Origin of the sequence: Kouleothrix sp. (assembly GCF_046328425.1) — a bacterium.
Classification (GTDB): domain Bacteria; phylum Chloroflexota; class Chloroflexia; order Chloroflexales; family Roseiflexaceae; genus Kouleothrix.
The window spans coordinates 112,836-135,676 of the sequence record NZ_JAXLWP010000005.1; the positions used below are offsets into that span (position 1 = coordinate 112,836).

24 protein-coding genes and 1 tRNA gene are annotated in these 22,841 nt (G+C 67.0%); 16 read left to right on the plus strand and 9 right to left on the minus strand.

Annotated elements, in window-relative coordinates; translation table 11 throughout:
• The first annotated feature begins 155 nt into the window (after positions 1-155).
• The 6 genes from U0177_RS05180 (at position 156) to U0177_RS05205 (ending at position 5,334) form a co-directional block, all read left to right on the plus strand.
• Positions 156-231, plus strand: a tRNA-Thr gene (locus U0177_RS05180).
• A gap of 70 nt (positions 232-301) precedes the next feature.
• A complete protein-coding gene (locus U0177_RS05185; RefSeq protein WP_409569534.1) occupies positions 302-1,204 on the plus strand; it encodes an MBL fold metallo-hydrolase in 903 nt (300 codons plus the stop codon).
• A 194-nt stretch (positions 1,205-1,398) separates the two neighbouring features.
• Complete coding sequence (locus U0177_RS05190; RefSeq protein ID WP_409569535.1) at positions 1,399-2,850, plus strand: form I ribulose bisphosphate carboxylase large subunit; 1,452 nt, start codon at positions 1,399-1,401, stop codon at positions 2,848-2,850.
• Positions 2,851-2,896: 46 nt separating this feature from the next.
• Positions 2,897-3,316 (plus strand): ribulose bisphosphate carboxylase small subunit, encoded by a 420-nt coding sequence (locus U0177_RS05195; protein WP_409569536.1) that lies wholly within the window; start codon positions 2,897-2,899, stop codon positions 3,314-3,316.
• An 80-nt stretch (positions 3,317-3,396) separates the two neighbouring features.
• Entirely contained in the window at positions 3,397-4,299 is a 903-nt protein-coding gene (cbbX, locus tag U0177_RS05200) for a CbbX protein (RefSeq protein ID WP_409569537.1), read from the plus strand.
• A 45-nt stretch (positions 4,300-4,344) separates the two neighbouring features.
• Complete coding sequence (locus U0177_RS05205) at positions 4,345-5,334, plus strand: phosphoribulokinase (RefSeq protein ID WP_409569538.1); 990 nt, start codon at positions 4,345-4,347, stop codon at positions 5,332-5,334.
• A gap of 149 nt (positions 5,335-5,483) precedes the next feature.
• Here U0177_RS05205 and U0177_RS05210 read toward each other — a convergent pair whose 3' ends face one another.
• The 3 genes from U0177_RS05210 to abc-f form a co-directional block, all read right to left on the minus strand.
• A complete protein-coding gene (locus U0177_RS05210) occupies positions 5,484-6,122 on the minus strand; it encodes a response regulator (RefSeq protein WP_409569539.1) in 639 nt (212 codons plus the stop codon).
• Complete coding sequence (locus tag U0177_RS05215) at positions 6,115-7,095, minus strand: sensor histidine kinase (protein WP_409569540.1); 981 nt, start codon at positions 7,093-7,095, stop codon at positions 6,115-6,117. Before U0177_RS05215 ends, U0177_RS05210 begins: the two co-directional genes overlap by 8 nt.
• Positions 7,096-7,290: 195 nt before the next feature.
• A complete protein-coding gene (gene abc-f / locus U0177_RS05220) occupies positions 7,291-9,369 on the minus strand; it encodes a ribosomal protection-like ABC-F family protein (protein ID WP_409569541.1) in 2,079 nt (692 codons plus the stop codon).
• 346 nt (positions 9,370-9,715) lie between these two features.
• Between abc-f and U0177_RS05225 the strand changes: the two genes are divergently transcribed.
• A complete protein-coding gene (locus U0177_RS05225) occupies positions 9,716-10,174 on the plus strand; it encodes a GNAT family N-acetyltransferase (RefSeq protein ID WP_409569542.1) in 459 nt (152 codons plus the stop codon).
• 830 nt (positions 10,175-11,004) lie between these two features.
• Here the strand turns inward: U0177_RS05225 and U0177_RS05230 are convergent.
• The gene (locus U0177_RS05230; RefSeq protein WP_409569543.1) at positions 11,005-11,178 is read right to left on the minus strand and encodes a hypothetical protein; all 174 of its coding nucleotides are present in this window, start codon (positions 11,176-11,178) and stop codon (positions 11,005-11,007) included.
• A 110-nt stretch (positions 11,179-11,288) separates the two neighbouring features.
• Here U0177_RS05230 and U0177_RS05235 point away from each other — a divergent pair, with 110 nt between their 5' ends.
• The 3 genes from U0177_RS05235 to U0177_RS05245 all read left to right on the plus strand — a co-directional run bounded on the left by U0177_RS05235 (position 11,289) and on the right by U0177_RS05245 (position 13,231).
• Positions 11,289-11,573: a hypothetical protein gene (locus U0177_RS05235; protein ID WP_409569544.1), complete on the plus strand. Its 285-nt coding sequence runs from the start codon at positions 11,289-11,291 to the stop codon at positions 11,571-11,573.
• Between the two features lie 332 nt (positions 11,574-11,905).
• Complete coding sequence (locus U0177_RS05240; protein ID WP_409569545.1) at positions 11,906-12,190, plus strand: hypothetical protein; 285 nt, start codon at positions 11,906-11,908, stop codon at positions 12,188-12,190.
• Between the two features lie 45 nt (positions 12,191-12,235).
• Positions 12,236-13,231, plus strand: coding sequence for a type I glyceraldehyde-3-phosphate dehydrogenase (locus U0177_RS05245; protein ID WP_409569546.1), 996 nt, complete (start codon positions 12,236-12,238; stop codon positions 13,229-13,231).
• Positions 13,232-13,702: 471 nt separating this feature from the next.
• Here U0177_RS05245 and U0177_RS05250 read toward each other — a convergent pair whose 3' ends face one another.
• Complete coding sequence (locus tag U0177_RS05250; RefSeq protein WP_409569547.1) at positions 13,703-14,653, minus strand: phytanoyl-CoA dioxygenase family protein; 951 nt, start codon at positions 14,651-14,653, stop codon at positions 13,703-13,705.
• Positions 14,654-14,916: 263 nt separating this feature from the next.
• On the opposite strand from U0177_RS05250, the gene U0177_RS05255 reads away from it, so the two are divergent.
• Entirely contained in the window at positions 14,917-15,750 is an 834-nt protein-coding gene (locus tag U0177_RS05255; protein WP_409569548.1) for a helix-turn-helix domain-containing protein, read from the plus strand.
• Between the two features lie 214 nt (positions 15,751-15,964).
• On the opposite strand, the gene U0177_RS05260 is transcribed toward U0177_RS05255, so the two are convergent.
• The 3 genes from U0177_RS05260 to U0177_RS05270 are packed head-to-tail and all read right to left on the minus strand — an operon-like array spanning position 15,965 to position 17,435.
• Positions 15,965-16,318: a hypothetical protein gene (locus U0177_RS05260; RefSeq protein WP_409569549.1), complete on the minus strand. Its 354-nt coding sequence runs from the start codon at positions 16,316-16,318 to the stop codon at positions 15,965-15,967.
• Positions 16,319-16,371: 53 nt separating this feature from the next.
• Positions 16,372-16,575 (minus strand): hypothetical protein, encoded by a 204-nt coding sequence (locus U0177_RS05265; protein WP_409569550.1) that lies wholly within the window; start codon positions 16,573-16,575, stop codon positions 16,372-16,374.
• Positions 16,575-17,435, minus strand: a complete 861-nt coding sequence (locus U0177_RS05270; protein WP_409569551.1) for a class I SAM-dependent methyltransferase — start codon at positions 17,433-17,435, stop codon at positions 16,575-16,577. The genes U0177_RS05265 and U0177_RS05270 overlap by 1 nt, the downstream gene beginning before the upstream one ends.
• 186 nt (positions 17,436-17,621) lie before the next feature.
• Between U0177_RS05270 and U0177_RS05275 the strand changes: the two genes are divergently transcribed.
• From U0177_RS05275 to U0177_RS05295, 5 genes are all read left to right on the plus strand, one after another.
• A complete protein-coding gene (locus U0177_RS05275) occupies positions 17,622-17,996 on the plus strand; it encodes a hypothetical protein (RefSeq protein ID WP_409569552.1) in 375 nt (124 codons plus the stop codon).
• 28 nt (positions 17,997-18,024) lie between these two features.
• Positions 18,025-18,543 (plus strand): tRNA (adenosine(37)-N6)-threonylcarbamoyltransferase complex ATPase subunit type 1 TsaE, encoded by a 519-nt coding sequence (tsaE, locus tag U0177_RS05280; protein WP_409569553.1) that lies wholly within the window; start codon positions 18,025-18,027, stop codon positions 18,541-18,543.
• A 155-nt stretch (positions 18,544-18,698) separates the two neighbouring features.
• Positions 18,699-19,367: a tRNA (adenosine(37)-N6)-threonylcarbamoyltransferase complex dimerization subunit type 1 TsaB gene (gene tsaB, locus U0177_RS05285; RefSeq protein WP_409569554.1), complete on the plus strand. Its 669-nt coding sequence runs from the start codon at positions 18,699-18,701 to the stop codon at positions 19,365-19,367.
• Positions 19,368-19,522: 155 nt separating this feature from the next.
• Complete coding sequence (locus U0177_RS05290; RefSeq protein ID WP_409569555.1) at positions 19,523-21,316, plus strand: aldehyde ferredoxin oxidoreductase family protein; 1,794 nt, start codon at positions 19,523-19,525, stop codon at positions 21,314-21,316.
• Between the two features lie 69 nt (positions 21,317-21,385).
• On the plus strand, positions 21,386-22,366 hold the full coding sequence (locus U0177_RS05295) for a PrsW family intramembrane metalloprotease (protein ID WP_409569556.1): 981 nt from the start codon (positions 21,386-21,388) through the stop codon (positions 22,364-22,366).
• Here the strand turns inward: U0177_RS05295 and U0177_RS05300 are convergent, their stop codons facing one another.
• On the minus strand, positions 22,367-22,756 hold the full coding sequence (locus U0177_RS05300) for a response regulator (RefSeq protein ID WP_409569557.1): 390 nt from the start codon (positions 22,754-22,756) through the stop codon (positions 22,367-22,369).
• Positions 22,757-22,841: the final 85 nt, after the last annotated feature.

Genomic DNA, 22,841 nt, shown 5'->3' on the forward strand with positions numbered 1-22,841 from the left:
CGAAGTCCCTCCGAAGTACCCACTTTTCGGCGGGCGGCGGCCACGAATGTGGCCGCCACCCGCCAGAGTAGCGAGGGCTATGCTCCTCGCGCACCCCTTTCAAACAGGCTCTTAGCGATTGACGCGCCTGCCGGCGCATGCTGCAATAGCGCAGCGCCGGTGTAGCTCAGCTGGTAGAGCAGCTGTCTTGTAAACAGCAGGTCGTCGGTTCGAATCCGTCCACCGGCTCCATTTCGAGGATGCGGGTTGTGCACTGCGCAACCGCATCCTTCTTTTTAAACCCAGCAATAGGAAGCCAGCTATGCCCGCACTCCCCGCCGACGTGGCGCTGATCGACGATATGCACCTTGGCCAGCCGCATGTGATCGCCACCTACCTGCTGCGCGGCGACGCGCCCGCGATTGTCGACCCCGGCCCCGCCAGCACGATCGATACGCTCGCGGCCGGCCTGGCGGCCGAGGGCCTGCGCTTTGAGGATCTGCACGCCATTCTGCTCACGCATATCCACCTCGACCACGCCGGCGCCACCGGGGTGCTGCTGCGGCGCTTTCCGCACCTGCGCGTGTATGTGCACGCGCGTGGCGCGCCGCACCTGGCCGACCCGTCGAAGCTGATCGTCAGCGCCACGCGCCTGTATGGCGACGCCATGGAGCGCCTGTGGGGCGAGATCGTGCCAGTGCCCGCGCAGGCGATGACGACGCTTTCCGGCGGCGAGGAGCTGCAGCTGGCCGGCCGGCGCCTGCGCGTGTTCGACGCCCCCGGCCACGCCTCGCACCACGTGGTGTACTTCGACCAGGCCAGCGGCGCGGTGTGGATGGGCGACAATGGCGGGGTGTGCATGCCCGGCCTGCCGGTGCCGCGCCCGGCCACCCCGCCACCCGATATCGACATCGACGCCTGGCTGCGCACCCTCGACACCGTCGGCGCGCTCGGGCCGCGCTCGCTGCTGCTGACGCACTTCGGCCCAACCTACGAGCCGGCCGCCTACCTCGCCGACTACCGCGCCGCGCTGCTGCGCTGGGCCGCGATCGTGCGCGAGGGCCTGCGCGGCGGCGCCGACGACGCCAGCCAGATGGCGCAGCTGCGCGCGGTGGCGCGCGCCGACTTGGGCGCCGCCGGCGAGGTCGCGCTGTTCGAGCGCGCCAGCTCGACCGACCTCAGCTGGCAGGGCCTGGCGCGCTACTGGCGCAGGCGCGGCGTGTAGCTGCGCCTGCCTTCCCCGCCAAACGGCGGGGCCAGCCCTCGTCTTCCGGCAGTCTCCCTCTCCTTGCGGCAGCGCTAACACTCCCCTTCCGGTGATTTTCTTCACGGACGCCTGCGGCTATACTGCACACCATCAGCCAAGAAACAATCAGTTGACCAACGCCGCGCACAGTCAGCTACAGAAGGGAGATCGCTATGGCGGGTACGAGTAATGGTGTAGACAAAAAGAGCCGCTGGTCGGCCGGCGTGACGCCATATGCCGATATGGGCTACTACAGCGCCGATTACGAGCCAAAGCCCACCGACATCCTCTGCGCATTCCGGCTGGTGCCACAGGAGGGCGTCGAGCCGATCGAGGCCTCCGCCGCCGTGGCCGGCGAGTCGTCGACTGCCACCTGGACGGTGGTGTGGACCGACCGCCTCACCGCGCACGAGCACTACCAGGCCAAGTGCTACCGCGTCGACCCGGTGCCCGGCACCGATCAGTACATCGCCTATATCGCCTACGACCTCGACCTGTTCGAAGAGGGCTCGATCGCCAACCTGACCTCGTCGATCATCGGCAATGTGTTCGGCTTCAAGGCGCTCAAGAGCCTGCGCCTCGAAGATATGCGCATCCCGCCGCACTACGTCAAGACGTTCCAGGGCCCGGCGCACGGCATTGTGATGGAGCGCGAGTACCTGAACAAGTACGGCCGGCCGCTGCTGGGCGCCACCACCAAGCCCAAGCTGGGCCTCTCGGCGCGTAACTACGGCCGGGTGGTGTACGAGGCACTGCGCGGCGGCCTCGACTTCGTGAAGGACGACGAGAATATCAACTCGCAGCCGTTTATGCGCTGGCGCGACCGCTTCCTGTTCTGCATGGAGGCGGTGAACAAGGCCCAGGCCGCCACCGGCGAGATCAAAGGCCATTACCTGAACGTCACCGCCGGCACCATGGAAGAGATGTACGAGCGCGCCGAGTTCGCCAAAGAGCTGGGCAGCGTGATCGTCATGATCGACTTGACGATCGGCTACACCGCCATCCAGTCGATGGCCAATTGGTGCCGCAAGAACGGCGTGATCCTGCACCTGCACCGCGCCGGCCATAGCACCTACACGCGCCAGAAAACCCACGGCGTGAACTTCCGCGTGATCAGCAAGTGGATGCGCCTCGCCGGCGTCGACCATATTCACGCCGGCACAGTCGTCGGCAAGCTCGAGGGCGACCCGAACGCCGTGCAGGGCTACTACAACACCCTGCGCGAGAACCAGCTCGCCGCCAACCCGGTACAGGGCCTGTACTTCGAGCAGGATTGGGCCTCGATGCCCGGCGTCATGCCGGTGGCCTCGGGTGGCATCCACGCCGGCCAGATGCACCAGCTGCTGCACCTGCTGGGCGAAGACTGCGTGATGCAGTTCGGCGGCGGCACGATCGGCCACCCCGACGGCATCGCCGAGGGCGCCACCGCCAACCGCGTCGCCGTCGAGGCGATGATCCAGGCGCGCAACGCCGGCCGCGATTACCTGAACGAAGGCCCCGAGATCCTCGCCCGCGCCGCCCGCTGGTCGCCTTCGCTGCGTAAGGCGCTCGAAGTCTGGAAAGATGTGACCTTCAACTTCGAATCGACCGACACGCCCGATGCGATTGTGACGCCGACCGTTTAGCGCCGGCCGCCGGCTGCCGACCGCTCGCTGCTGCCAGGAGAATACTATGCGTATTACACAGGGAACCTTCTCATACCTGCCCGATTTCGACGACGACGAGGTTCGCGCGCAGGTGCAGTACTGCCTCGATAACGACTGGCCGGTGTCGATCGAGTATACCGACGACCCGCACCCGCGCAATGTCTACTGGGACATGTGGGGCCTGCCGATGTTCGATATCAAAGACGCCGCCGCGATCATGATGGAGCTGGGCAAGTGCCGCGAGGTGTTTGCCAACCACTACATTCGTATCAATGGCTACGACCGCCGCTACGGCCGCCAGACCACCGCGCTCAGCTTTATTGTCAATCGGCCGAAAGACGAGCCCGGCTTCCGCGTCGAGCGCCAGGAGTTCGGCGACCGCCAGGTGAAGTATACGATCCATTCCTACGCGACCGACCGACCCAGCGGGCAGCGCTACGAGTAGCTCGCAGCCGGCGGTGAGCAGCTGGCAGGCAGTCTATGCCGCTGCCGGCTGCTCGCTGCCGACTGCCGACTGAGGCAACCATGACGACCAATCACGTGCAGTCGACGGCAACCGGTATCGACCTGGACGCGGCGTTCCAGGCTTCGAACATTCAGCCCGTGCTGGCCGAGCTCGAACGCGAGCTGGTGGGCCTGGAGCCGGTAAAAACACGCATCCGCGAGATCGCATCGCTGCTGCTGATCGCGCGGCTGCGCGAGCAATCGGGCATGGCCACCGAGCGGCCGTCGCTGCATATGAGCTTCACCGGGCGCCCCGGCACCGGCAAGACCACCGTGGCCATCCGTATGGCCAAGATCCTGCACCACCTTGGCTATGTGCGCAAAGGCCACCTGGTGGTGGCCACGCGCGACGACCTGGTGGGCCAGTATGTCGGCCACACCGCGCCGAAGACCAAAGAGGTGCTGAAGCGGGCCATGGGCGGCGTGCTGTTCATCGACGAGGCCTACTACCTGTACCGGCCCGAGAACGAGCGCGACTACGGCCAGGAAGCGATCGAGATGCTGCTCCAGGTGATGGAGAATCAGCGCGACGACCTGGTGGTGATCCTGGCGGGCTACAAAGAGCGCATGGACGTGTTCTTTCAATCGAACCCGGGCTTTCGCTCGCGGATCGCCCACCATATCGAGTTCCCCGACTACACGCTCGACGAGCTGCTGACAATCGCCGACCTGATGGTGCAGCAGCAGATGTATCGGTTCGACGGCGACGCGCGCGCGGCCTTTGCCGAATACCTCGAGCTGCGCATGCGCCAGCCCTACTTCTCCAACGCGCGCAGCGTGCGCAATGCGCTCGACCGCATCAAGCTGCGCCAGGCCAGCCGGCTCTTGCGGCAGGGCGGCACGATCGCCCCCGACGAGCTGTCGCGCATCGACGCGGCCGATGTGCGCCAGAGCCGCGTTTTTCAGGGTGGTATCGATAAATAGCTTAATATATGCGGAGGCCCGCTCAGAAACACACAAGAGGCACGTATGAGAAAACAGCGACCGATCATTCTGGGAATTGTTGGCGATAGCGCCGCCGGCAAGACGACCATCACCAGCGGCCTGGTGAAGCTGCTGGGTGAAGATCGCGTGACGCATGTGTGCGCCGACGACTATCATAAGTACGACAGGCGCGAGCGCAAGGCGCTGAATATTACGGCTCTGCACCCCGACTGCAACTACCTCGATATTCTCGAGCTGCACCTCGAGCGCCTGCACTATGGCCAGCCGATCCTCAAGCCAGTGTACGACCACGCCACCGGCTCGCTGGTGCGGCCCGAGTATGTGCAGCCGCGCGAGTTCGTGATCGTCGAGGGCCTGCTCGGCTTTACCACCGCCACCATGCGCCAGTTCTACGATGTGAAAGTCTACCTGAACCCGCCCGAGGATCTGCGTCGCGTCTGGAAGATCAAGCGCGATACCACCAAGCGCGGCTACAAAGTAGACGAGGTGCTCAGCGAGATGGAGAAGCGCGAACCCGACTCGCGCGATTTTATTCGGCCGCAGCGCCAGTACGCCGATATTGTGGTGCATTTCCACCCATCCGCCGGCGTGGCGCCCGAGGCTGCCGGCGCGCAGCTGAACGCCCAGCTCACGCTGCGCCCAACCATCCCGCACCCCGACCTGAGCTACCTGATCGAGGAGAGCAACCCCGACTCGAGCGTGCGGCTCGAGCTGGGCCGCGCCGACGGCAAGCCGGTCGACTTCCTGCGGATCGACGGCAGCGTTACGCCCGAGCATGCCGCCGCGCTCGAGCAGGCGATCTTTCGCCACCTGCCCGACCTGCACCCGCTGCAGGCCGACGAGTTTGGCGAATTCAACGACCGCACCGAGATCCGCCACAGCGACCCGCTGGCGATCACCCAGCTGCTGCTGGCCTACCACCTGCTGCGCAAGTACAACGACGTGCGCCTGCTGCCGTTCGCGCCGCCGGTGGCCGCGCTTAGCCGCCTGCAGACCGAGCCAGTGGAAAATTAGGGCGCCGCAGATGCCACCTCGGGGGCGGCCGGGCGCTGCCCCCGAATCTGCAGGTTCTGCCGTGGCATAGTTGTGCGCAGAGCTTGGCAGGGAAGAGGAGAGGTACAGGCGCGCAGACATGCTGTCTGCGCGCCTGCGGAGCGAGGGCGCTATTTCTCTTGCATCTCGCGGAAGAACACCTGGGCAGCCTCGGTGCGGTTCGACACGCAGAGCTTTTGAAGGATGTTCTGCACGTGGAACTTCACAGTGCTTTCTTGCACGATCAGCCGCTCGGCGATCTGGGCGTTGGTGTGGCCGTCCGAAAGCAGCCGCAGCACGTCGCGCTCGCGCTCGGTGAGCCGCCTGAGCACCCCGCCACGCGGCTCGGGCGGCGTCTGGCGCATCGAGCGCGGGAACACCAGCTGGCCGTGCGCCACGTTGCGGATGGTCGCGATCGTCTGGCGCGGCGGGTCGGTCTTCAGCGCGAAGCCGTCGGCGTTGCGCTCCCATGCCGTCTGGATCGTGCCGCCGTCGCCGAACGCGCTCAAGATCACAATCTTGATCGGCAGGCCATGGCGGCGGATCTCCTCGAGGCACCACAGCCCGTCGCCGTCCTGCATCTGCAGATCGAGCACTATCACGTCGGGGCGGTTATACTGCAGCTCGTCGATCAGCGCGGCGCCGCTGGTGACGGTCGCCACAACTTCCATGTCGGACTCGCGCGAGAGCAGGCCGCGCAGCCCCTCAAGCACCAGCGCGTGGTCGTCGGCCAGCATGACCGAAATTTTGCGATTCGACTGGTTAAGCATCACTTGGCACCTGTACGATCACTCGCGTGCCCTGGCCTGGCCGGCTGATCACCTGCAGCTGGCCGCCGACGAGATGCATACGCTCGCGCATCCCGCGCAGGCCGATATGATCGCCATACTCGGCGGCGCCGGGCCCCTCGAGCGGTGGTGGCTCAAAGCCACGCCCCTGGTCGGCGATCTCGAGCGCCACCCAGCCGTCGCTGGCGCTGAGCCGCACAGCTTGCCGATCGACCCCGGCGTGGCGATAGGCATTCGAAAGGCTTTCTTGCAGCACCCGGTAGAGTGCGATCTTCACTGGCAGGCTCACCGGCGGGATCGGGCCGTCGATCGCTAGCTCGACATGGTTGCCGGTGAGGCTCTCGTGCTGGAGCGCCAGCCCGCGCAGCACCTCGGGCAGCGGGCGATTCTGAAACTCGGCCATGCGGAAGCTGCTGAATGTGGCGCGAATATCGTGCTGCGCGCTCTCGGTGAGCTGCGCGGCGCGCCTGGCGGCGCCACCAAGCGTGGCGCGCATGGGCTCGGGGAGTGCGTCGATCTGGCTCTGCAGCAGCGCCAGCTGCGCCGCCGCCGCGAACAGCTTCTGCACCGGGCCGTCGTGTATGTCTAGGATAATGCGTTGGAGTTCTTCTTCGGTTACAGTCAGCATGCGGCCGCCGGCCTGGCGCAGCGGCCCGCGGGTCATCCGGCGGTGCTCTTCGATCAGCAGCGCGGCCAGAGCGGCGGCGAGCTGCGCCTGCGCGCGGCCGGCCGCGCCGGGCGACGCGTCGGCGGCGAAGATCACCCGCAGCCGCCCGATCTCGTGCTCGCCTTCGTAGATCGCGTGCTCGACCGGCGCGGCCGCGCTGTTGTGCGCGCCCGGCGTGAGGGGCGCGCCGGCGCCGGCATGCAGCACGAGCTCGGCTCGCGCAGCGCCAAGCCGCTGGCTGAGCGAGCTGAGTAGACGCTCGTAGACCGGGTCGGGCGAGCTGTTCATTGTCGTCTCCGGGCGCGAGTGGGAATACGGGTGCGTTGCCTAGGCTACAGCAGCGGGTTGCTGTCGGCTATGCTGGCCGCGGATACTGTTTGCTTCCCTAAATGATCGTGCTTAGTATAGCATGCTAGCATACTCCGGCGGCTGCGCGAATAACAGTATGGCTACGTAGTGGGATATATTCACTACCGGCGCGCCTCAGCCCGCCGTGGCCGACCACTCTTCGTAGCGCGTGTTGAGCATCTCCTGCACGTCGGCGTACTGCATCTCGAGCGTTTTCACGCGCTTGCCGTCGCCAGCCCTGCTGGCGGCGGTCATCTCGTCGCCCAGCTTTTTCATCTCGTCTTCGAGCATGGCGATCTCGCCCTCGAGCGAGGCCAGCCGGCGCTGGCGCCTGCGGTCGGCGCGCTCGGCCTCGCGGTCGATCGGGGCGGGCCTGGCCGTGGCGGGCTGCGCGGCGGGGGCTACGGCCGGCACCGGCGCGGCCGTGGGCGGTTTGCCGTTGGCAGGCCCCGGCGTCTCTTTCGCCTTCTTCTGATCGGCCGGCGCGGCCAGGGCGCGCTCGCGGGCCTCGCGCGCCTCGGCGTACTCGCTGTAGCTGCCGCTAAACGCCTCGACGGTGCCGTCGCGCACCATCCAGATCGTATCGGCCACCGCGTCGATGAAGTAGCGATCGTGCGACACAAACAGAATCGAGCCGTTGTACTCGTTCAGAACCAGCTCGAGCGCCTCGCGCGCATTGATATCGAGGTGGTTGGTTGGCTCGTCGAGCACCAGCAGGTTGCCGGCCATCAGCGTCAGCTGGGCCAGCGCCACGCGGCTGCGCTCGCCGCCCGAAAGGTCGCCCACGCGCTTGAACACGTCGTCGCCGCTGAACAGAAAGCGCCCCAGCAGCGTGCGCGCCTCGGTCTCCTTGATCAGTGGCTTGATCCGCCGGATCTCGTCGAGCACGGTCGCATGCATCTGCAGGCCCTCGTGGGCCTGGGCGTAGTAGTTGATCTCCACGCGGTGGCCCAGGCGCGCCAGCCCGCGCAGCGCCGGGTGCTCGCCGACGATCGTGCGCAGCAGGGTGGTCTTGCCGCTGCCGTTCGGCCCCATGAGCGCCACGCGCTGGCCGCGGAAGATCTCGAGCGTGGGGCACTTGATGAGGACGAAGGAGGAAGGACGGAGGGCGGGGGTGCCATTGCTGCTTGATTGGTCTTTCGTCCTTCGTCCTTCGTCTTCCGTCAGCGCATATCCAATTTCCAGCTTCTCGAGGCGCAGCACCATATCGCCGCTGCGCACTTGGGTGCTCATGTTGATCGCCAGCTTCTTCTGCTGCTGCGGCGCGTCGATGCGCTGGCTGATCCACTGGCCGTTGGCGCCCTGGTAGCCGTGCTTCAGCCGGTTGAGGATCTTCTCGCGGCCGCGCGCCTCTTTGGTGCGCTGGCCGGCTTTGAAGCGCCTGATGAAATCTTCGGTTTTGGCGATGTACTCCTGCTGGGCCTGGAACTGCTTGAGCTGCAGCTCGAGCTTCTCGGCCTTGAGCTCGAGGTAGCGATTGTAGCCGGCCGGGTAGTCGCCGTCGAGGCGGCCATTCGCGATCTCGATCGTGCGGTTGGTGACTTTGTCGAGGAAGTAGCGGTCGTGCGAGATCACGATCAGCGTGCCGTCCCAATCCTTCAGAAAGCGCTCGAGCCACTCGAGCGCCGCCAGGTCGAGGTGGTTGGTCGGCTCGTCGAGCAGCAGCAGGTCGGGGTCGGCTAGCAGCGCCGCCGCCAGCGCCGCGCGGGTCTTCTGGCCGCCGCTGAACTGGCCAACCGGCTGATCGTGCTGCGCAAGCGTGAAGCCCAGGCCGTCGAGCGTGCGCTCGATCCGGCGCTCGATCTCGTAGCCGCCGGCGTGCTCGAAGCGGTGGGTCAGCTCGCCGTAGTGCTCCATGCGCTGCTCCCAGTCGGGCGCGCTGGTGTCGGCCAGGGCGTGCTCGAGCGCGCTGATCTCGGCCTGCATCGCCAGCAGGTGCTCGAGCGCGGCGTGCATCTCCTGCATCAGCGTGCGCTCGCCCGAGAAGTGCGCCTCTTGGGCCAGGTAGGCCAGGCTGTGGCCGCGCGCCATGTGCTGGTTGCCGGTGCTGGGCTCCTCGACGCCGGCAATGATCTTCATGAGCGTGCTTTTGCCGGCGCCATTGACGCCGACCAGCGCGACTTTATCGCCGCGCGCCACCTGGAAGCTTATATCGGCGAAAATCAGCTCGGCGCCATAATATTTGGTCAGCCCGCCGACATTCAAGATCGACATGGTGTTCTCCTAATAGAAAAAGGCCGTGGAGCAGCGCCTGCGCCCACGGCCGAAAAATCTCGGTTCGCTCTAGCTTAAACTGCTCTGAAAAAGGGCGCACTCATCCCATGTGTCGCTAGCCCAGCGCTCGCGCGAGCAGCACCAGCATGGAAATCATGGCTCAACCCCCGGCATCACAAAGCGGCCTGACCAAACAGCCAAAGCATACCACGCGGGCGGGGGCCTGTCAATCGGGCCGAAGGCGGGGCCGCCGCGGGCATCGACGCGCCGGCGAAGTTCCGCTATAATCGCCCCGGCTGGCGCGCCGCGGGCTGCGCCACGATCGTACAGGCGGAGAACGCCAGGGATGGCCAGCGCTCACGTCACCATTCACGAGGCCACCGCCGGCAACCTGCGCGCGCTCGCCGCGCTGATCGGCGGCGCCGGGCTTGGCACGAACGACCTGCTGGCGCCCGGCTCGCGCTACTGGCTGGCGCTCGACGGCGAGCGCGTGCCGGTGGGCGCGATCGGCGCCGAGTATGGCGCCGACGCGGTGTTGCTGCGCAGCGCCGCCGTGCGGGCCGCCGCGCGCGGCCAGGGCATAGGTGCGGCGCTGCTGGCCCACGCGCTGGGCGAGGCGCGCCGCCAGGGCTGCGCGCGCGCCTACCTGTTCAGCACCGACGCCGGGGCGTTCTGGGCGCGCATGGGCTTCCGCGAGGTGCCCGTGCCCGAGCTGGTGGCGGCGTTGCCGGCGGCCCCGCAGGTGCGCCACTACGACGCGCTGGGCTGGCTGCCAACCGAGGTTGCCTGGCGCATCGACCTGTAGGCCTCCGGCTGCCAGGAGCAGCGCGCTGGGTGTGACGGAAAGTCTTGCAGGTGGTAGGATGAGGTCGCGACACGTTTTCTCTAGGAGCGATGCGATGAATCACCCGCTTGACGAGCACACCTGGCATCGGATGACCGAGGAGATCTGGGCCGATGCGCGAATGGCGCCAGGCGCATCCCAAAGCCACGCTCCGCGAAATCGAGGACGAACTAGATACCCGCTGGGCGCGCGTCCGAGCGCGTATGCTCGAAGATATGGCGCTCGCCAGTGCGGCCGCCAACTGGGCGGCAACAGCAGAGGGCCAGCAGCCGACCTGTCCAGATTGCGGCCAGCCGCTTCGCCTCCGTGGCACTGACACACGCACGCTCCCTCACGGCGGCCAATCCTTGAACCTGGCGCGTTCCTCGGCACCTGCCCTGCCTCGGCACGGGCCTTTCCCCCCCGATGACGAGTTGGGGTTGTTGCCAGGTCGCTTGACCCCACGACTGCACGAAGCGCTGGTTCGGCTCAGCACCCATATCCCTCATTCGCGAAAGCTGCTAAGGAGCTGGCCTGGTTTACCGGTGCCCAGATCCATTCCGATACCGCGCGAGCGCATACGGAAGCTGCCGGTGCGATGGTGGTCGCCTACGAGACACGCGAAGCAGAACGCATCCTGCGTGAGCAACCCGCGCCGCCCTGTGCACCGGACCGCTTGCTGCTCAGCGTCGATGGCGCCATGGTCCCGCTCGTTCACGGGCAGTGGACCGAGGTGCGCACGCTCGCGGTCGGCGAGGTGCAGCCGCCTCAGAAGACCGCCGATGGCCCGGTTGTACACACCACCAGCTGTCCTACTTCCGCGCCGAACCGACAGCGCTCGCTTTGGCGAACTGGCGACCCTTGAGTTGCACCGACGCGGACTGGAAGGCGCACGCCAGGTTGTAGTCGCCGATGGAGCGCTGTGGTGTCAGTCCTTTGCCGATCTGCACTATGGTGAGGCGCTGCGTATTCTGGATTTCGCTCACGCGGCGGAATATCTGAGTGCAATCGCCCAGAGCAGCGGAGCAAACGGGCCGCTGTTGTCGGCACCGCAACTGGTGGAGATGCGCCACGCGCTGAAGGAGCAGGGGCGGCTGTGGTGCTGCCGCAATTGCGCGCGCTGGTGGCGACAGTGCCGGACACCAGCGAAGTGGCCGGCAGCCTGGCGTATTTGGAAAGCCGGCAGGCGCAGATGGACTACCCACGGTTTGTCGCGGAAGGCTGGCCGATTGGCAGCGGAATGGTCGAGAGCGCGAACAAGCTGGTGGTCGAAGACCGGCTCAAGGCGCAGGGATGCACTGGGCCGAGGCCAACGTCAATCCGCTTCTGGCGCTACGGAATGCGGTGTGCAATGACCGCTGGGAGGAGTGCTGGAGGGTGATTGAGCGAGAGCAGCGCCGCCAAGTGAGCGCTCGCCGGCAGGCACGCTGCCGGACACGCGCTGCAGCTCGGGGAAAAGAGGCGCCAGCGAGAGCAGCGGCACCGCCAGCGCCGGCGTGTCCACGCGTGCGACCGCTCGAGCCAGAAGTGAAGTCAGCACACCATCCCTGGAAGCGAGCCTGGAGCATACGCCGTCAACGCGAAGTCGCTGATCAGCGGTAAGTGCAGAAACATCCGTCACACCCCAGCGCGCTGCCCGGCTTGCCGCACAGGGCGGAAGCGAGTATACTGCCGCCAGCGCCGAGTGTGCGCTACCACCGCAGAGGCAAGGAAGTGACCATAGCCGCCACGATTGAAACACGTTGCGCGTTCAGTAGCTTCATCGCCGAGGTTCTGACCCCTACCCAGCCGCACAGGGCGTGGACGGCCGCACGGCCACCAGCCACGCGCCCGCGCTTCAGCATCGCCGCAGCCAACTGCCCGCTGCCCGCGCCGCCGCATGTTGCGGCGCTGCGCGAGTTCTTTGGCAAACTCTTAACCCAACAGATCGCCGAGGCGGTGTATACTGAAGCACCGATTAGCGATACCTTCATCCGTAACCATCCCAGCTGGAGCTAGGATGTGGATGAATGGAATAGAAACACCGATTAGGAGGAATAGCTCATGGGTAACGTCGCCATTCACGGTTTCGGTCGCATCGGCCGCACGCTTCTGCGGATCGCGCTCAAGCGCAATCTGTTCACGCCGGTGTCGGTCTCCGACATTCGCGACATCCCCACGCTCGCCGCGCTGTTCGAAGTCGATACCAACTACGGCCGCTGGGAGGAAGAGGTCAAGCCGGGCGATAAGGGCTTCACCATCGGCGGGCGCGAGATCCTGTACTTCGACGCGCTGAAAGAGCTGCCCGACTGGAAGGGGCTGGATGTCGACCTGGTGATCGACTGCACCGGCCGCGCCACCACCCGCGCCGGCGCGCAGGCCCACCTCGATCGCGGCGCCAAGCGCGTGCTCGTCAGCGCTCCCAGCAAATCGCGCGACGACGCCGACGTATTCCTGCTGCCGGGCATCAACCTCGAGACCTACGACGCCGAGAAGCACAAGATCGTCAGCATGGCCTCCTGCACCACCAACGCGCTGGCGCCAGTGGTGAAGGTGATCATTGAGAACTTTGGCGTGAAATATGGCCTGTTCTCGACGGTGCACGCCTACACCAACACCCAGTCGCTCACCGACCAGCCGATGAAGGACCGCCGCGACTCGTGGGCTGCGGCCGAAAACCTCATCCCGTCGTCGTCGGGCGCCGCTAAGGCGCTGGCGTTTATCTGGCCGGGCCTCAAGATCACCGGCAAGGCCTACCGCATCCCCGTGCGCACCGGCAGCATCGCCGAGCTGAACCTGCTCACCGAGAAGCCTGTGACGGTCGACTCGGTGAACAATGCCTTCCGCAAGGCCGCCGCCGAGGCGCCGCTCAAGGGCATTATGGGCGTGCTCGAGGAAGAATGGGCCTCGTCGCGCATCGTCGGCGACTCGCACTCGTCGATCGTCGATCTGCCGCTCACCGCCGTCCAGGGCGACCTGCTGTCGGTCGCGGCCTGGTACGACAACGAGTGGGGCTACACATCGCGCCTGGCCGAAACGGCCGCGATGCTCACGAAGTAATATCACATTCGGCTGAGCGCTTGCTTTATGCTGGGGTTCGGGGGCGGCATTGCCGCTCCCGAACTTTCTTTTTGCGATGGCCTGCCCGGCCGGGCAGGCCATCGCAAACAAAAAGTATAGGACTTACCTAGTTGCGTTGATCGGCTCTCGAAGCAGTGCATTTCGCCTGCGGCAGCGTGGTATATGCCGATCATTTTGTATGCGGTTTTTCCACGCGGAGCGCGGAAAAACCGCATACCTCAAGATGTAAAGTACCGCTCTGCCGAAGGTTGAGGGCGCCAACTGCGTTTGTCCTAAGAGCCTGTTTGAAAAGGGGGTGCGCGAGGGGCATAGCCCCTCGCACTTCCTTCTGGCGGGTGGCGGCCACATTCGTGGCCGCCACCCGCCAGAAAAAGTGGATACTTGGAGGGACGAAGTCCCTCCAAACCACCCTTTTCAAACAGCTTCTAAAGTAATCAGACGGAGCAGCGATTACTCCTTCTTCTTGCCGGCATCGCCCGCGCTGCACCACGAGCCGTTCATGTGCACCACGTGGGCGACTCTCAGCTCGGTCGCCTCGTCGCCACTGCTCTCTGGGCGGAACTCGTCGTCGATCGCCCAGGCGAACTGGTCGGCCTCGGGGTAGGCGGCGCGGTGGCGCGCCAGCCCCAGCGGCACCAGCCGCAGCCGCCGGTCGATCCACTCGCGATCCCACGGCCCCTCCTCGACGATCTCCTCGGCCGCGCGAAATTCGTAGTAGATCGTGCGGCGCAGCGCGTTGCCCTGGGTGCGCGCTGAGCCGTGCACTACCATCACGTCGTGCAGCAGCACGTCGCCTGGCTCCATCTCTACGTCCAGCGCGTCGGGGTGCTCCCAGCCGTGCTCGTCGGCGATTGCGCACACGTCGTGGCGGCCCGTCTGCGAGCCGGGCAGCACGCGCAGCGCGCCCGCGCCAATACGCGAGTGGTCGAGGTACAGGTCGAAGTTGAAGATCCGGTAGCGCCGCGGGTGCACCGCGTCCTGGTGCCAGGGAATCGCCTCGCCGTCGCCCTCTTGCTTGAACACCATCGACTCGTACGTCGGCACGAAGTTTGGCCCGCACAGGCTCTCGGCCACGCCCAGCACCTGCGGGCTGCCCAGCAGCTCGAGCGAGGAAGCCTGGCCTTTGTTGTGCAGGTAGTTCACGCGGAACATCACGCGGCCGGCCGGGCGCTGGGCGAACATAAAATCTTCGCTGCCCGGCTCGCGCGGGTCGGCGCGCATCCCATCCTCGATCCAGGCGTCGCCAGCCTGGCGCAGCCGCGCCAGCAGATCAGCCGGGATCCACTGGCGCAAAATCAGGTAGCCGTGCTCGTCGAAAAAGTTGATCTGCTCGGGAGTCAGGTGGTGCGGCGTGGTGGGCGTAGCCTCGGGCAATGGCAGCGGCGCGGTGAGTGTGGTCATTCGGGTTCCTCCTTGTGGGCGATCACGAGTATAATCACACCATAGCATGCGCCTCTGCGAATTTCTTCTTGCTATTGGCCAAGTTTTTCCGGGATTGTAAGGCACTTTGCTGGCGCGAAGCAAGCCGGCGCGCGGCACGAGCTGCCGGCTACGCTGCAGGGTCGGTCGGGCAGATCGGCGATTGTTTTCGGTTTTGAAGCCACGCGGGGCTTTGGCGGGCGCGGGCCGCCTGGAGCGCCCGCCGAGCCCAGGGATTGCGAGCTATGGCGCGAGGCAGCGAAGAATTCTCGGCATTTGGGCTGGCCGGGCACCACGGCGCCGTGCAGCCAATGGCGCACTATCACCGCCATCACGAGATCGAGCTGAACCTGGTGGTGCACGGCGCGCTGGAATACCTGTTTGGCGCCACGGCAGTCACGCTTCCGGCCGGCCGGCTGGCGCTGTTTTGGGGCGTGCTGCCGCATCGCGCTGCGCAGGCCGAGCCGGGCACGCAGCTCCACTGGCTTACCATCCCGCTGGGGATGTTTCTGAGCTGGCGGCTGCCGGCGGCGCTGACGCGGCAGGTGCTGTCGGGCTTGCCGGTGTGCGGCCAAGATGCCACGCGCGCAGCGATCGATGGCGCGCTGTTCGAGCAATGGCAGCGCGACCTGCGCTCGGGCGCGCCCGAGCGCTTCGCGATCGTGCAGCTCGAGATCGAGGCGCGGCTGCGCCGCCTGGCGCTTGGCATCGCCCCCGCCAGCGCTGGGCGTGCAGGCGGCGGCCCGGCCGGCGAGCGCAAGATCGAGCAGATCGCCCGGCTGATCGCCGAGCGCTACGCCGAGCCGCTGCGCGTAAGCGGCCTTGCCGACGCGGTTGGGCTGCACCCGCACTACGCCATGCAGCTCTTTCGTAAAACATTTGGGATGAGCCTGCTGGAGTACCTGGCGCAGCACCGCGTGGCGCATGCCCAGCGCCTGCTGCTCACCACCGACGCGTCTGTGGCGGCGATCGGGCTGGACTGCGGCTTTGGCTCGGCCAGCCAGTTCTACGCGGTGTTCAAACGCGCGTGCGGCGTCGCGCCCGGCGCGTATCGCGCGGCGCTGGCTGCGCGCGGCTGATACCAAATTCGCTTGATGACTGACACTTTGGTGGGGGTTTGGGCGCGGCGAAGCCGCCCCCAAATTCCTTATTGTTATGACTTACGCAGTTGGCGAGCTCAGCCTTCGGCAGAGCGGTACCTCATTCCGTAGAGGTGGTTTTTCCGCGCTCCGCGCGGAAAAACCGGCACAGCGTATGAAAAGGATGGCCGAGCGCCTGCGCAGCGGCCAGCCGCTATTCCTCAGGCCGCCGATCGGGTGGCGTGGTGTCGGGCGGGGCAGGGGTATCGCCGGGCTGCTGGCGTTCGGGCTGCATATCCTCGAGCCCGGTCCAATCGCTCGTCAGCTCGCGCAGGAACTGGTTGCGCCGCGCGCGCGGCGGCTGGCCGGGCGCTATGTCTTCTTCGCCGGAGGAATGCCCGCGGTAGTAGGCGAACGCCAGCTGCAAACCGGCCAGCGCCATCCCAGCCAGGGCCAGCGCCAGCAGCTGTACGGCAGCCGCCGCGCCATCAGCCCAGGCATGAACTGCCAGCGCCAGCAGTGCGACGCCAGCGCCGATCAGCAAGCTTTCGATTAAATCGTTACGCATGCGCGTGCTGCGATGGCGTGCGCGAGGCTGCTGGCAGAGCAAGGCAGCGGCACTTAGCGCCGCTCACGGGCCGCCTGCTCGTCTTCCGGCCGCACCTCGCGCCCTTGGTCGAGCGTGTAGTTGCCGGTATCCTGGTACGTCGGGCGCTGTGCCTCGCGCACAATAATGCCGAGCTTCAGCAGCACCACGAAGCCGCCGAGCCCCAGCACCACCAGCGCGACCAAGCCGCACAGGGCGATCAGAGCGAATGAGAACATCACAGCTCCTTTGTTTCCCACCAGATCACCGCCGTCGGGCCAGGCTGCTCGTGCGGCGCCAGCCGGCCCTCGGCGTCGGGCCTCAGCAGGTCGGCGATGGCCGCGCGTAGTGTGGCGTCGGCGGTAGGGCTGGCGGGGGCGCGCAGGCGCCAGCGCAGATCGGCCAGCGCCTCGTCGGCGTCGAGGTAGCTGAAGCGATTGACCGTCGGCACCAGCGCGAGCTGGGCGGCGATGCCAAGCTGGTACAGCGCGTTCAGGCACTCGAGCGCGCCCGGCAGCGGCAGCCGCGGCTCGCCGTATAGGCGCTGCCAGAATGGGCTGACAACCGACGAAGGGTGGCGCAGGGCCAGCAGCAGGTAGCATTCGCGCCGTGCAACCGCATTCATGGCCAGCAGAAATGGCCCGATCTCGCGCACGCCGTACAGCACGTGCGCCGCGAGCGCCACGTCGCACGCGGCCACGTCGCCGGATGGCCAGCTCGACGCGCCGACGCGCACATTCGCCAGGCGCGCCTCGGCTATGCGCTGCTCAAGGTGCCCGCGCATGGCCGGCGAGGGCTCGAGCGCGAGCACCTCGGCGGCGGCGCCGGCCAGCAAGGGCTCGTAGCGCCCGCTGCCCGCGCCAATATCGAGCACTGTGTCGGCTGGGCGCAGGCGCGGCAGCACAAAGCGCATGAAGCCGTCGGGCTGCTGGCTGCGCTGGGCCGCCGCGGCAAACCGGGTGGCCTGGCCGGCCCAGAAATCGGGCTGGGGCGTGCCGGGCATTGGAATCGCCTCGGCCTGGGCGCGCTCGGCGTCGTACATTGCGCTCCAGGTCGCCAGCCAGTCGTGGCCGCCTGCGGCGGGGGCATGCTGGTGCATCGCTGGAATCCTTTCAAGCTACGCCTCCATTATACATGCTTTGCAGTTGGCAATACGTGGTATACTAAAAGAGCCAACCCTTTTTCTATGAAATCGATATCTGACAAGCTCCGATGCTTTCGCGCGCCCGAGGTACTATCGGCGATCGTATATGTGCATATTGTTTTTCGCACTGTGAGAATCGCAATGACAGCAGCACCTTCCTTGCGCGAGCTGACGCAACTAGCCCAGCAGGCCGGCTACGAGGTGATCGCCGCCAGCCAGCTGCGCCCGAACCGCTGGCTACTGACGCTTGGCGCCGGCGCAGGCGCGCCAATGCTTGCGCTGGTGCAGGCGCGCCGGCTGGTCACCGCGGCCGATGTGCAGGATCTCGCCGAGCTGGTGCGGCTGCGGCGCGTCGCGCGCGGGCTGCTGCTGGCTTATGGCGGTAGCTTCAGCCCGGCGGCGCAGCGTACGCTGGCCGAGCTTTCCGACAACCGGCTGGTGCTGTGTACCACGCTGCCGCTCGCGCCCACCAGCGATGTGCCGCGCCAGGGCGCGCTCTGGCAGCCAGTACCGTGAGCGGCGCGCATGTGCTACAATGGAGCGCATGAAGTCGATCTCGCACGCCGTTCAGTCCCAGCATGTGCTGGATTGCATATCCCACAATGTCGCCCAGACGCTCCGCTACGGCCAGCGCCTCGGCGAGCTGCTGCGGCCGGGCGATCTGCTGCTGCTGCTCGGCGACTTTGGCGCCGGCAAAACCCACCTGATCAAAGGGATCGCGCAGGGCCTTGGCTCCGACGACATGGTCAATAGCCCAAGCTTTGTGCTGATCAACGAGTATCGCGCCGGCGCACAGCACGGGCGCATGCCGATCTTCCACGCCGATCTCTACCGGATCGAAGATCCCGACGAGCTTACCGGCATTGGGCTTGAGGAAGCCTGGGCCGGCGACGGCGTGTGCCTGATCGAGTGGGCCGAGCAGGCCGGCGGGCGCCTGCCGCAAGAGCACCTGGCGATCTACCTGCAGCACCTGGCTGAAACCAAGCGCACGCTGCGCCTGGTGCCGCACGGCGCGCGCTACGAGGCGCTGGTGGCCGAGTTCAAGAAAACCGCCTTTGCATGATCTGATACGCTGTTCTGCTTGAGCACCGAGCATTAGAAGTACCGACGTGGCGAGCACCGCGGGTCCGATATTGCAGGCTGGCGCGGCGCGCCCCATCCCCACCAAAGTGTACGTAATCAAGCGAATTTGGCATGAACAGCTCAAAGCTCTGATCTATGCTGCTGGCAATCGACACCTCAACCGTCCAGAGCGGCCTGGCCTGCTACGATGCCGGCGGCCTGCTGGCCGAGTGCACGTGGCAGTCGGGGCGCGACCACAGCGCCCAGCTGCTGCCCCAGCTCGATATGCTGCTGCGCCATATTGGGCGTGCTCGCAGCGCTATCGGCGCGGTAGCTGTTGCGCTCGGGCCGGGCAGCTGGAGCGGCCTGCGCGTGGGTGTGAGCACCGCGAAGGGCTTTGCGCTGGCGCTGGCCGTGCCGCTGCTCGGCGTGGGCACGCTCGAGGCGCTGGCGCATCAGCACCGGCGGCCAGGCGTTGTCACGGTACCGATCATCCGCCTCGGGCGCGAGCGCTATGCCACCGGCCAGCCGCAAACGCCCGGCGCCGACGCGTCGTTCAGCCCGCGCAATGTCACGCTGGCCGAGCTTGCCGCCGAGACGACCGGCCGCGCGCTGTTCTGCGGCGACGTCGACGCCGAGGTCGAGCCGGCGCTGCGCGCGCTGCTGGGCGATCGTGCGCTGTTTCCATCCCCTGCGGCGCGGGCGCGGCGCCCCGGCTACCTGGCCGAGCTAGCCTGGCAGCGTCTGCAGCGCGGCGCCGCCGACGACCTTGCCGCGCTTGAGCCGATCTACCTTGGCGAACCAGTGCGGCAACGCCCGGCCTGATGCGCTGCTGCCGCGTGTACGGCGCGCCGGCAAGCTCCACGCTGCCGCGCTTGCGGCAGCACTGGCGGCGCAAGTGGCATCATTGATTCGCACTACAGCTTGGTGTACAATCTCGCTGACACACCATATCAGCTTGCCTGAGCAAGGGAACCGCTATGCCCCTGTGCGTGCTGCGAGTATTGCTCGACACTCGCCAGACCGTGTCGGAAGAGCTGCCACCCGAGATCGAACGGAACTACCTGGGCGGGCGCGGCGCAGCCACCTGGCTGCTGACGCATCGCGTAGCTCCGGCAACCGGCCCGCTTTCCCCCGCCAACCCTCTGATCTTCAGCGCTGGTGCGCTCGCGGGCATGGGCATCGCGGCCACCGGCGGCTTTGTCGCCAGCACGCGCTCGCCGATCACCCGGCTGATGAGCCACTCGTGGGCGCAGGGCAACTGGGGCGGGGCACTACGCCGCGCCGGCTACGATGTGCTGATGCTCGAAGGCCAGTGCGCCGAGTGGAGCTATATTCAGATCGACGACGCGCAGGTGCGCGTGCAGCCGGCCGCCGAGCTGCTGGGCCTCGATACGCGTGCCACGGCGCGTGCGCTGCAGCAGAAGCTCGGTGATGGCTACCGAGTGCTGTGCATCGGCCCGGCCGGCGAGGCCGGCGTGGCCTATAGCACAATTGTGGCCGAAGGCACCTACCCGGCCGAGCCGGCCGGCACCGGCGCGATCATGGCGCGCAAGCGCGTCAAGGCGATCGCCGTGCGCGGCAGCCGCCCGCGCGCCCCGGCCGACGCCGCGCGCGCTGCCGTGGTGGCGGCCGGCATCCGGCGGCGCATCGCCGCCAGCGAGCTGGCCGAGGGCATCCGCCAGTATGGCAGCCTATTTTACTGCGGCCATGCCGCCGAGTGGGGCGCGTTCACCAGCCGCAACGGCCAGGAGGGCCGCGTGCCGCACCTGCCTGCGCTGGATCGCGCTGTCTTCGCCGCGCGCGGCAAGCGCGAGCCGCGCGGCTGCGAGGGCTGCCCGCTGCCATGCTACACCACCTACGTCAAGCGCAGCGGCGAGCCCATGGCTTACCCCGAGCTTGAGGCGCTGGCCGGCTTTGGCGCGTGGTGCGGCATTACCAATGCCGACGCGCTGATCCTCGCCAATGAGCTGTGCCTGCGGCTGGGCCTGGATGTGGCCGCCACCAGCGCGGCGATCGGCTTTATGATGGAATGCCAGCAGCGCGAGCTGAATCGCTCGGGCACGCTGCCCTGGGGCGACGACGACGCCGTGCTGGGGGCGATCGAGCGGCTGGGCCAGCGCCACGAAAAGCGCGACGTGCTGTCGTTGGGCGTTGGCGAGATGAAAGAGATTTTTTTCGGCAGCGAGGCGTTTGCGCCACAGGCTAAAGGCCTGGCCCTGCCGGCGATCGACCCGCGCGCCATGCACGAGATCGCGCTGGCGCTGGCCTCGTCGCCGATCGGCGGCGATTTCCGCTACGCCATGGCCTATGAAGAGCTGCTGGCCGAGCCGCCGGCCTGGCTCCCCGACGAGCCTTCGCATCCACAGGCGGTGAAGGGCAAGGCTGTGCGGCTGATCTGGCACGAGCGCTTTGCCGCCGCGCTCGACGCGGCCGGCCTGTGCCGGCGGCTGGCGCTGATGGCCTACCAGGTGATGCCGGCCGAGCTTTCCGAGCTGATCGCCGCCGCGCTGGGGCGGGTGATCACCGGCGGCGAGCTGGCGCGGCTCGGCGAGCGCATTGTGACGCTCGAGCGGCTGTTTGCTCGCCGCGAGGCTACGCCGGACGCCCTGCCGGCGCGCTGGGCCGAGACGCCGCTTGGCGAGGGCCGCGCCGCCGGCCACCTGCCGGCGCTCGACGACCTGCTGGGCGATTATTACCGGCGCCACGGCTGGAGCGAGGCTGGCGACCCAACGCCCGAGCGCCTGGAAGAGCTGGGAATAGCCGCTCCGTGACATAGAGGCGCAACAGCACGGCGACAGCGCGGGCCGGCCTCGCCGTGCCGCCTCTGCCCCGGACTCCTTATGCAAACGCTTACCACTATTCTGGCCGCCGCCGCCCCAACCGCGATCTATAGCCTGCTGATCTGGTGGCTCGACCGCTACGAGAAAGAGCCGCTCTGGCTGATTGCCGTGGCGTTTCTGTGGGGCTCAGTCCCGGCGATCGGGCTGTCGATCGTATTCGAGCTGGGCCTGCAGCTGCCGCTGGCCGCGTCGACGATCGGGCCGGACGTGGCGGGCTGGGGGGTGGCCGCGCTGGTCGAGGAGCCGATCAAAGCGCTGGCGCTGGTGGGCCTGTTTCTGTTCATGCGCCACGAGTTCGACGGGCCGCTCGACGGGATCGTGTATGGCTCGCTGGTGGGCTTTGGCTTTTCGATGACCGAGAACCTGCTGTATTTTTTGCGCTACGCCACCAACCTGGGAATGCTGTTCTGGGTGCGCGGGATCTTCTTTGGCCTGAACCACGCCTTTTTCACCAGCCTGGTGGGCCTGGCGCTGGGCGCGGTGCGCTACCGCGAGTCGCGCTCGCTGCGGCTGGGCGCGGCCAGCTGCGGGCTGGCGCTGGCCATCCTGTTCCACGCGCTGCACAACTACGCCACGCGCTACCATTTTGCCGGCCTGCTGGCTTCGTGGCTGGTGCAGTCGAGCGGCGTGCTGGTGGTGCTGGCCGTGGCCGTGCTGGCCTGGCGCAACGAGCGGCGCTGGATCGAGCAGGAGCTGCGTGAAGAGGTACTGGCGGGCGTGATCTCGGCGGCCGACTACGCCGAGCTGAGCGTGCCGGCCGATCGGGTGCGCCGCCAGCTTCGCGCGCTGCTGGGTGGCGGCTGGCCGCGCTACCGCCGGGTGCGCCGGCTGCACCACCTGGCTACCAAGCTGGCGTTCTGCAAAAGCCAGCTGCAGCTGGCCGATCGGCGCCATACCTGCGACGAGCGCGACCAGCTGCGCGACCAGATCGTCGACCTGCGCGCCGCGATCGAGCGCGACGAGCCGCGCCTGGCGGCCTGATCAGACCGCGCCGACCGCGCGCTCGCGGCTGGTCATCTCTTTGATCGACTCGACCAGCTCGTTGAGCGAGAATGGCTTGATCAGCAGCGGGATGCGCGCCGCGCGCAGCTGCGTCAGCAGCGTTGGGGTTGGGTAGCCGCCGGTCATCATGATGATCGGAATGTCGGCGGTGGCGCTGCTGGCGCGCAGCTCCTCGACCCACTCGTCGCCGTCGACATCGGGCAGGTGCCAGTCAAGGATGATCATCTCGGGCAGCCGCTGGCGGCATGCCGCGCGCGCCTCGTCGCAGGTAGCCACGCACACGCTCTCAAAGCCCTCGAACTCCAGGTAGCGCCGCATCACATCGGCGATATCCAGCTCGTTCTCAACGATCAGCAAATATCCCTGCATCAGGCTGCTCCGCATGTAGGTGTATCGGCTCCGCTTCGAGTGTCGTGCGGGTGGCAGCGCGGCCACCGCGTGTTTCGCCGATAGA

Excerpts from the sequence above, each read along its gene's own strand:
- U0177_RS05300 (WP_409569557.1), bottom strand. The coding sequence starts at position 22,756 with ATGCAGGGATATTTGCTGATCGTTGAGAACGAGCTGGATATCGCCGAT.
- U0177_RS05190 (WP_409569535.1), top strand. The coding sequence starts at position 1,399 with ATGGCGGGTACGAGTAATGGTGTAGACAAAAAGAGCCGCTGGTCGGCC.
- U0177_RS05215 (WP_409569540.1), bottom strand. The coding sequence starts at position 7,095 with ATGAACAGCTCGCCCGACCCGGTCTACGAGCGTCTACTCAGCTCGCTC.
- U0177_RS05265 (WP_409569550.1), bottom strand. The coding sequence starts at position 16,575 with ATGTTCTCATTCGCTCTGATCGCCCTGTGCGGCTTGGTCGCGCTGGTG.
- U0177_RS05275 (WP_409569552.1), top strand. The coding sequence starts at position 17,622 with ATGACAGCAGCACCTTCCTTGCGCGAGCTGACGCAACTAGCCCAGCAG.
- U0177_RS05185 (WP_409569534.1), top strand. The coding sequence starts at position 302 with ATGCCCGCACTCCCCGCCGACGTGGCGCTGATCGACGATATGCACCTT.
- tsaB (WP_409569554.1), top strand. The coding sequence starts at position 18,699 with ATGCTGCTGGCAATCGACACCTCAACCGTCCAGAGCGGCCTGGCCTGC.
- U0177_RS05205 (WP_409569538.1), top strand. The coding sequence starts at position 4,345 with ATGAGAAAACAGCGACCGATCATTCTGGGAATTGTTGGCGATAGCGCC.
- U0177_RS05195 (WP_409569536.1), top strand. The coding sequence starts at position 2,897 with ATGCGTATTACACAGGGAACCTTCTCATACCTGCCCGATTTCGACGAC.
- U0177_RS05225 (WP_409569542.1), top strand. The coding sequence starts at position 9,716 with ATGGCCAGCGCTCACGTCACCATTCACGAGGCCACCGCCGGCAACCTG.
- U0177_RS05255 (WP_409569548.1), top strand. The coding sequence starts at position 14,917 with ATGGCGCGAGGCAGCGAAGAATTCTCGGCATTTGGGCTGGCCGGGCAC.
- cbbX (WP_409569537.1), top strand. The coding sequence starts at position 3,397 with ATGACGACCAATCACGTGCAGTCGACGGCAACCGGTATCGACCTGGAC.
- U0177_RS05260 (WP_409569549.1), bottom strand. The coding sequence starts at position 16,318 with ATGCGTAACGATTTAATCGAAAGCTTGCTGATCGGCGCTGGCGTCGCA.
- U0177_RS05245 (WP_409569546.1), top strand. The coding sequence starts at position 12,236 with ATGGGTAACGTCGCCATTCACGGTTTCGGTCGCATCGGCCGCACGCTT.
- U0177_RS05295 (WP_409569556.1), top strand. The coding sequence starts at position 21,386 with ATGCAAACGCTTACCACTATTCTGGCCGCCGCCGCCCCAACCGCGATC.
- U0177_RS05250 (WP_409569547.1), bottom strand. The coding sequence starts at position 14,653 with ATGACCACACTCACCGCGCCGCTGCCATTGCCCGAGGCTACGCCCACC.
- U0177_RS05210 (WP_409569539.1), bottom strand. The coding sequence starts at position 6,122 with ATGCTTAACCAGTCGAATCGCAAAATTTCGGTCATGCTGGCCGACGAC.
- abc-f (WP_409569541.1), bottom strand. The coding sequence starts at position 9,369 with ATGTCGATCTTGAATGTCGGCGGGCTGACCAAATATTATGGCGCCGAG.
- U0177_RS05290 (WP_409569555.1), top strand. The coding sequence starts at position 19,523 with ATGCCCCTGTGCGTGCTGCGAGTATTGCTCGACACTCGCCAGACCGTG.
- tsaE (WP_409569553.1), top strand. The coding sequence starts at position 18,025 with ATGAAGTCGATCTCGCACGCCGTTCAGTCCCAGCATGTGCTGGATTGC.
- U0177_RS05270 (WP_409569551.1), bottom strand. The coding sequence starts at position 17,435 with ATGCACCAGCATGCCCCCGCCGCAGGCGGCCACGACTGGCTGGCGACC.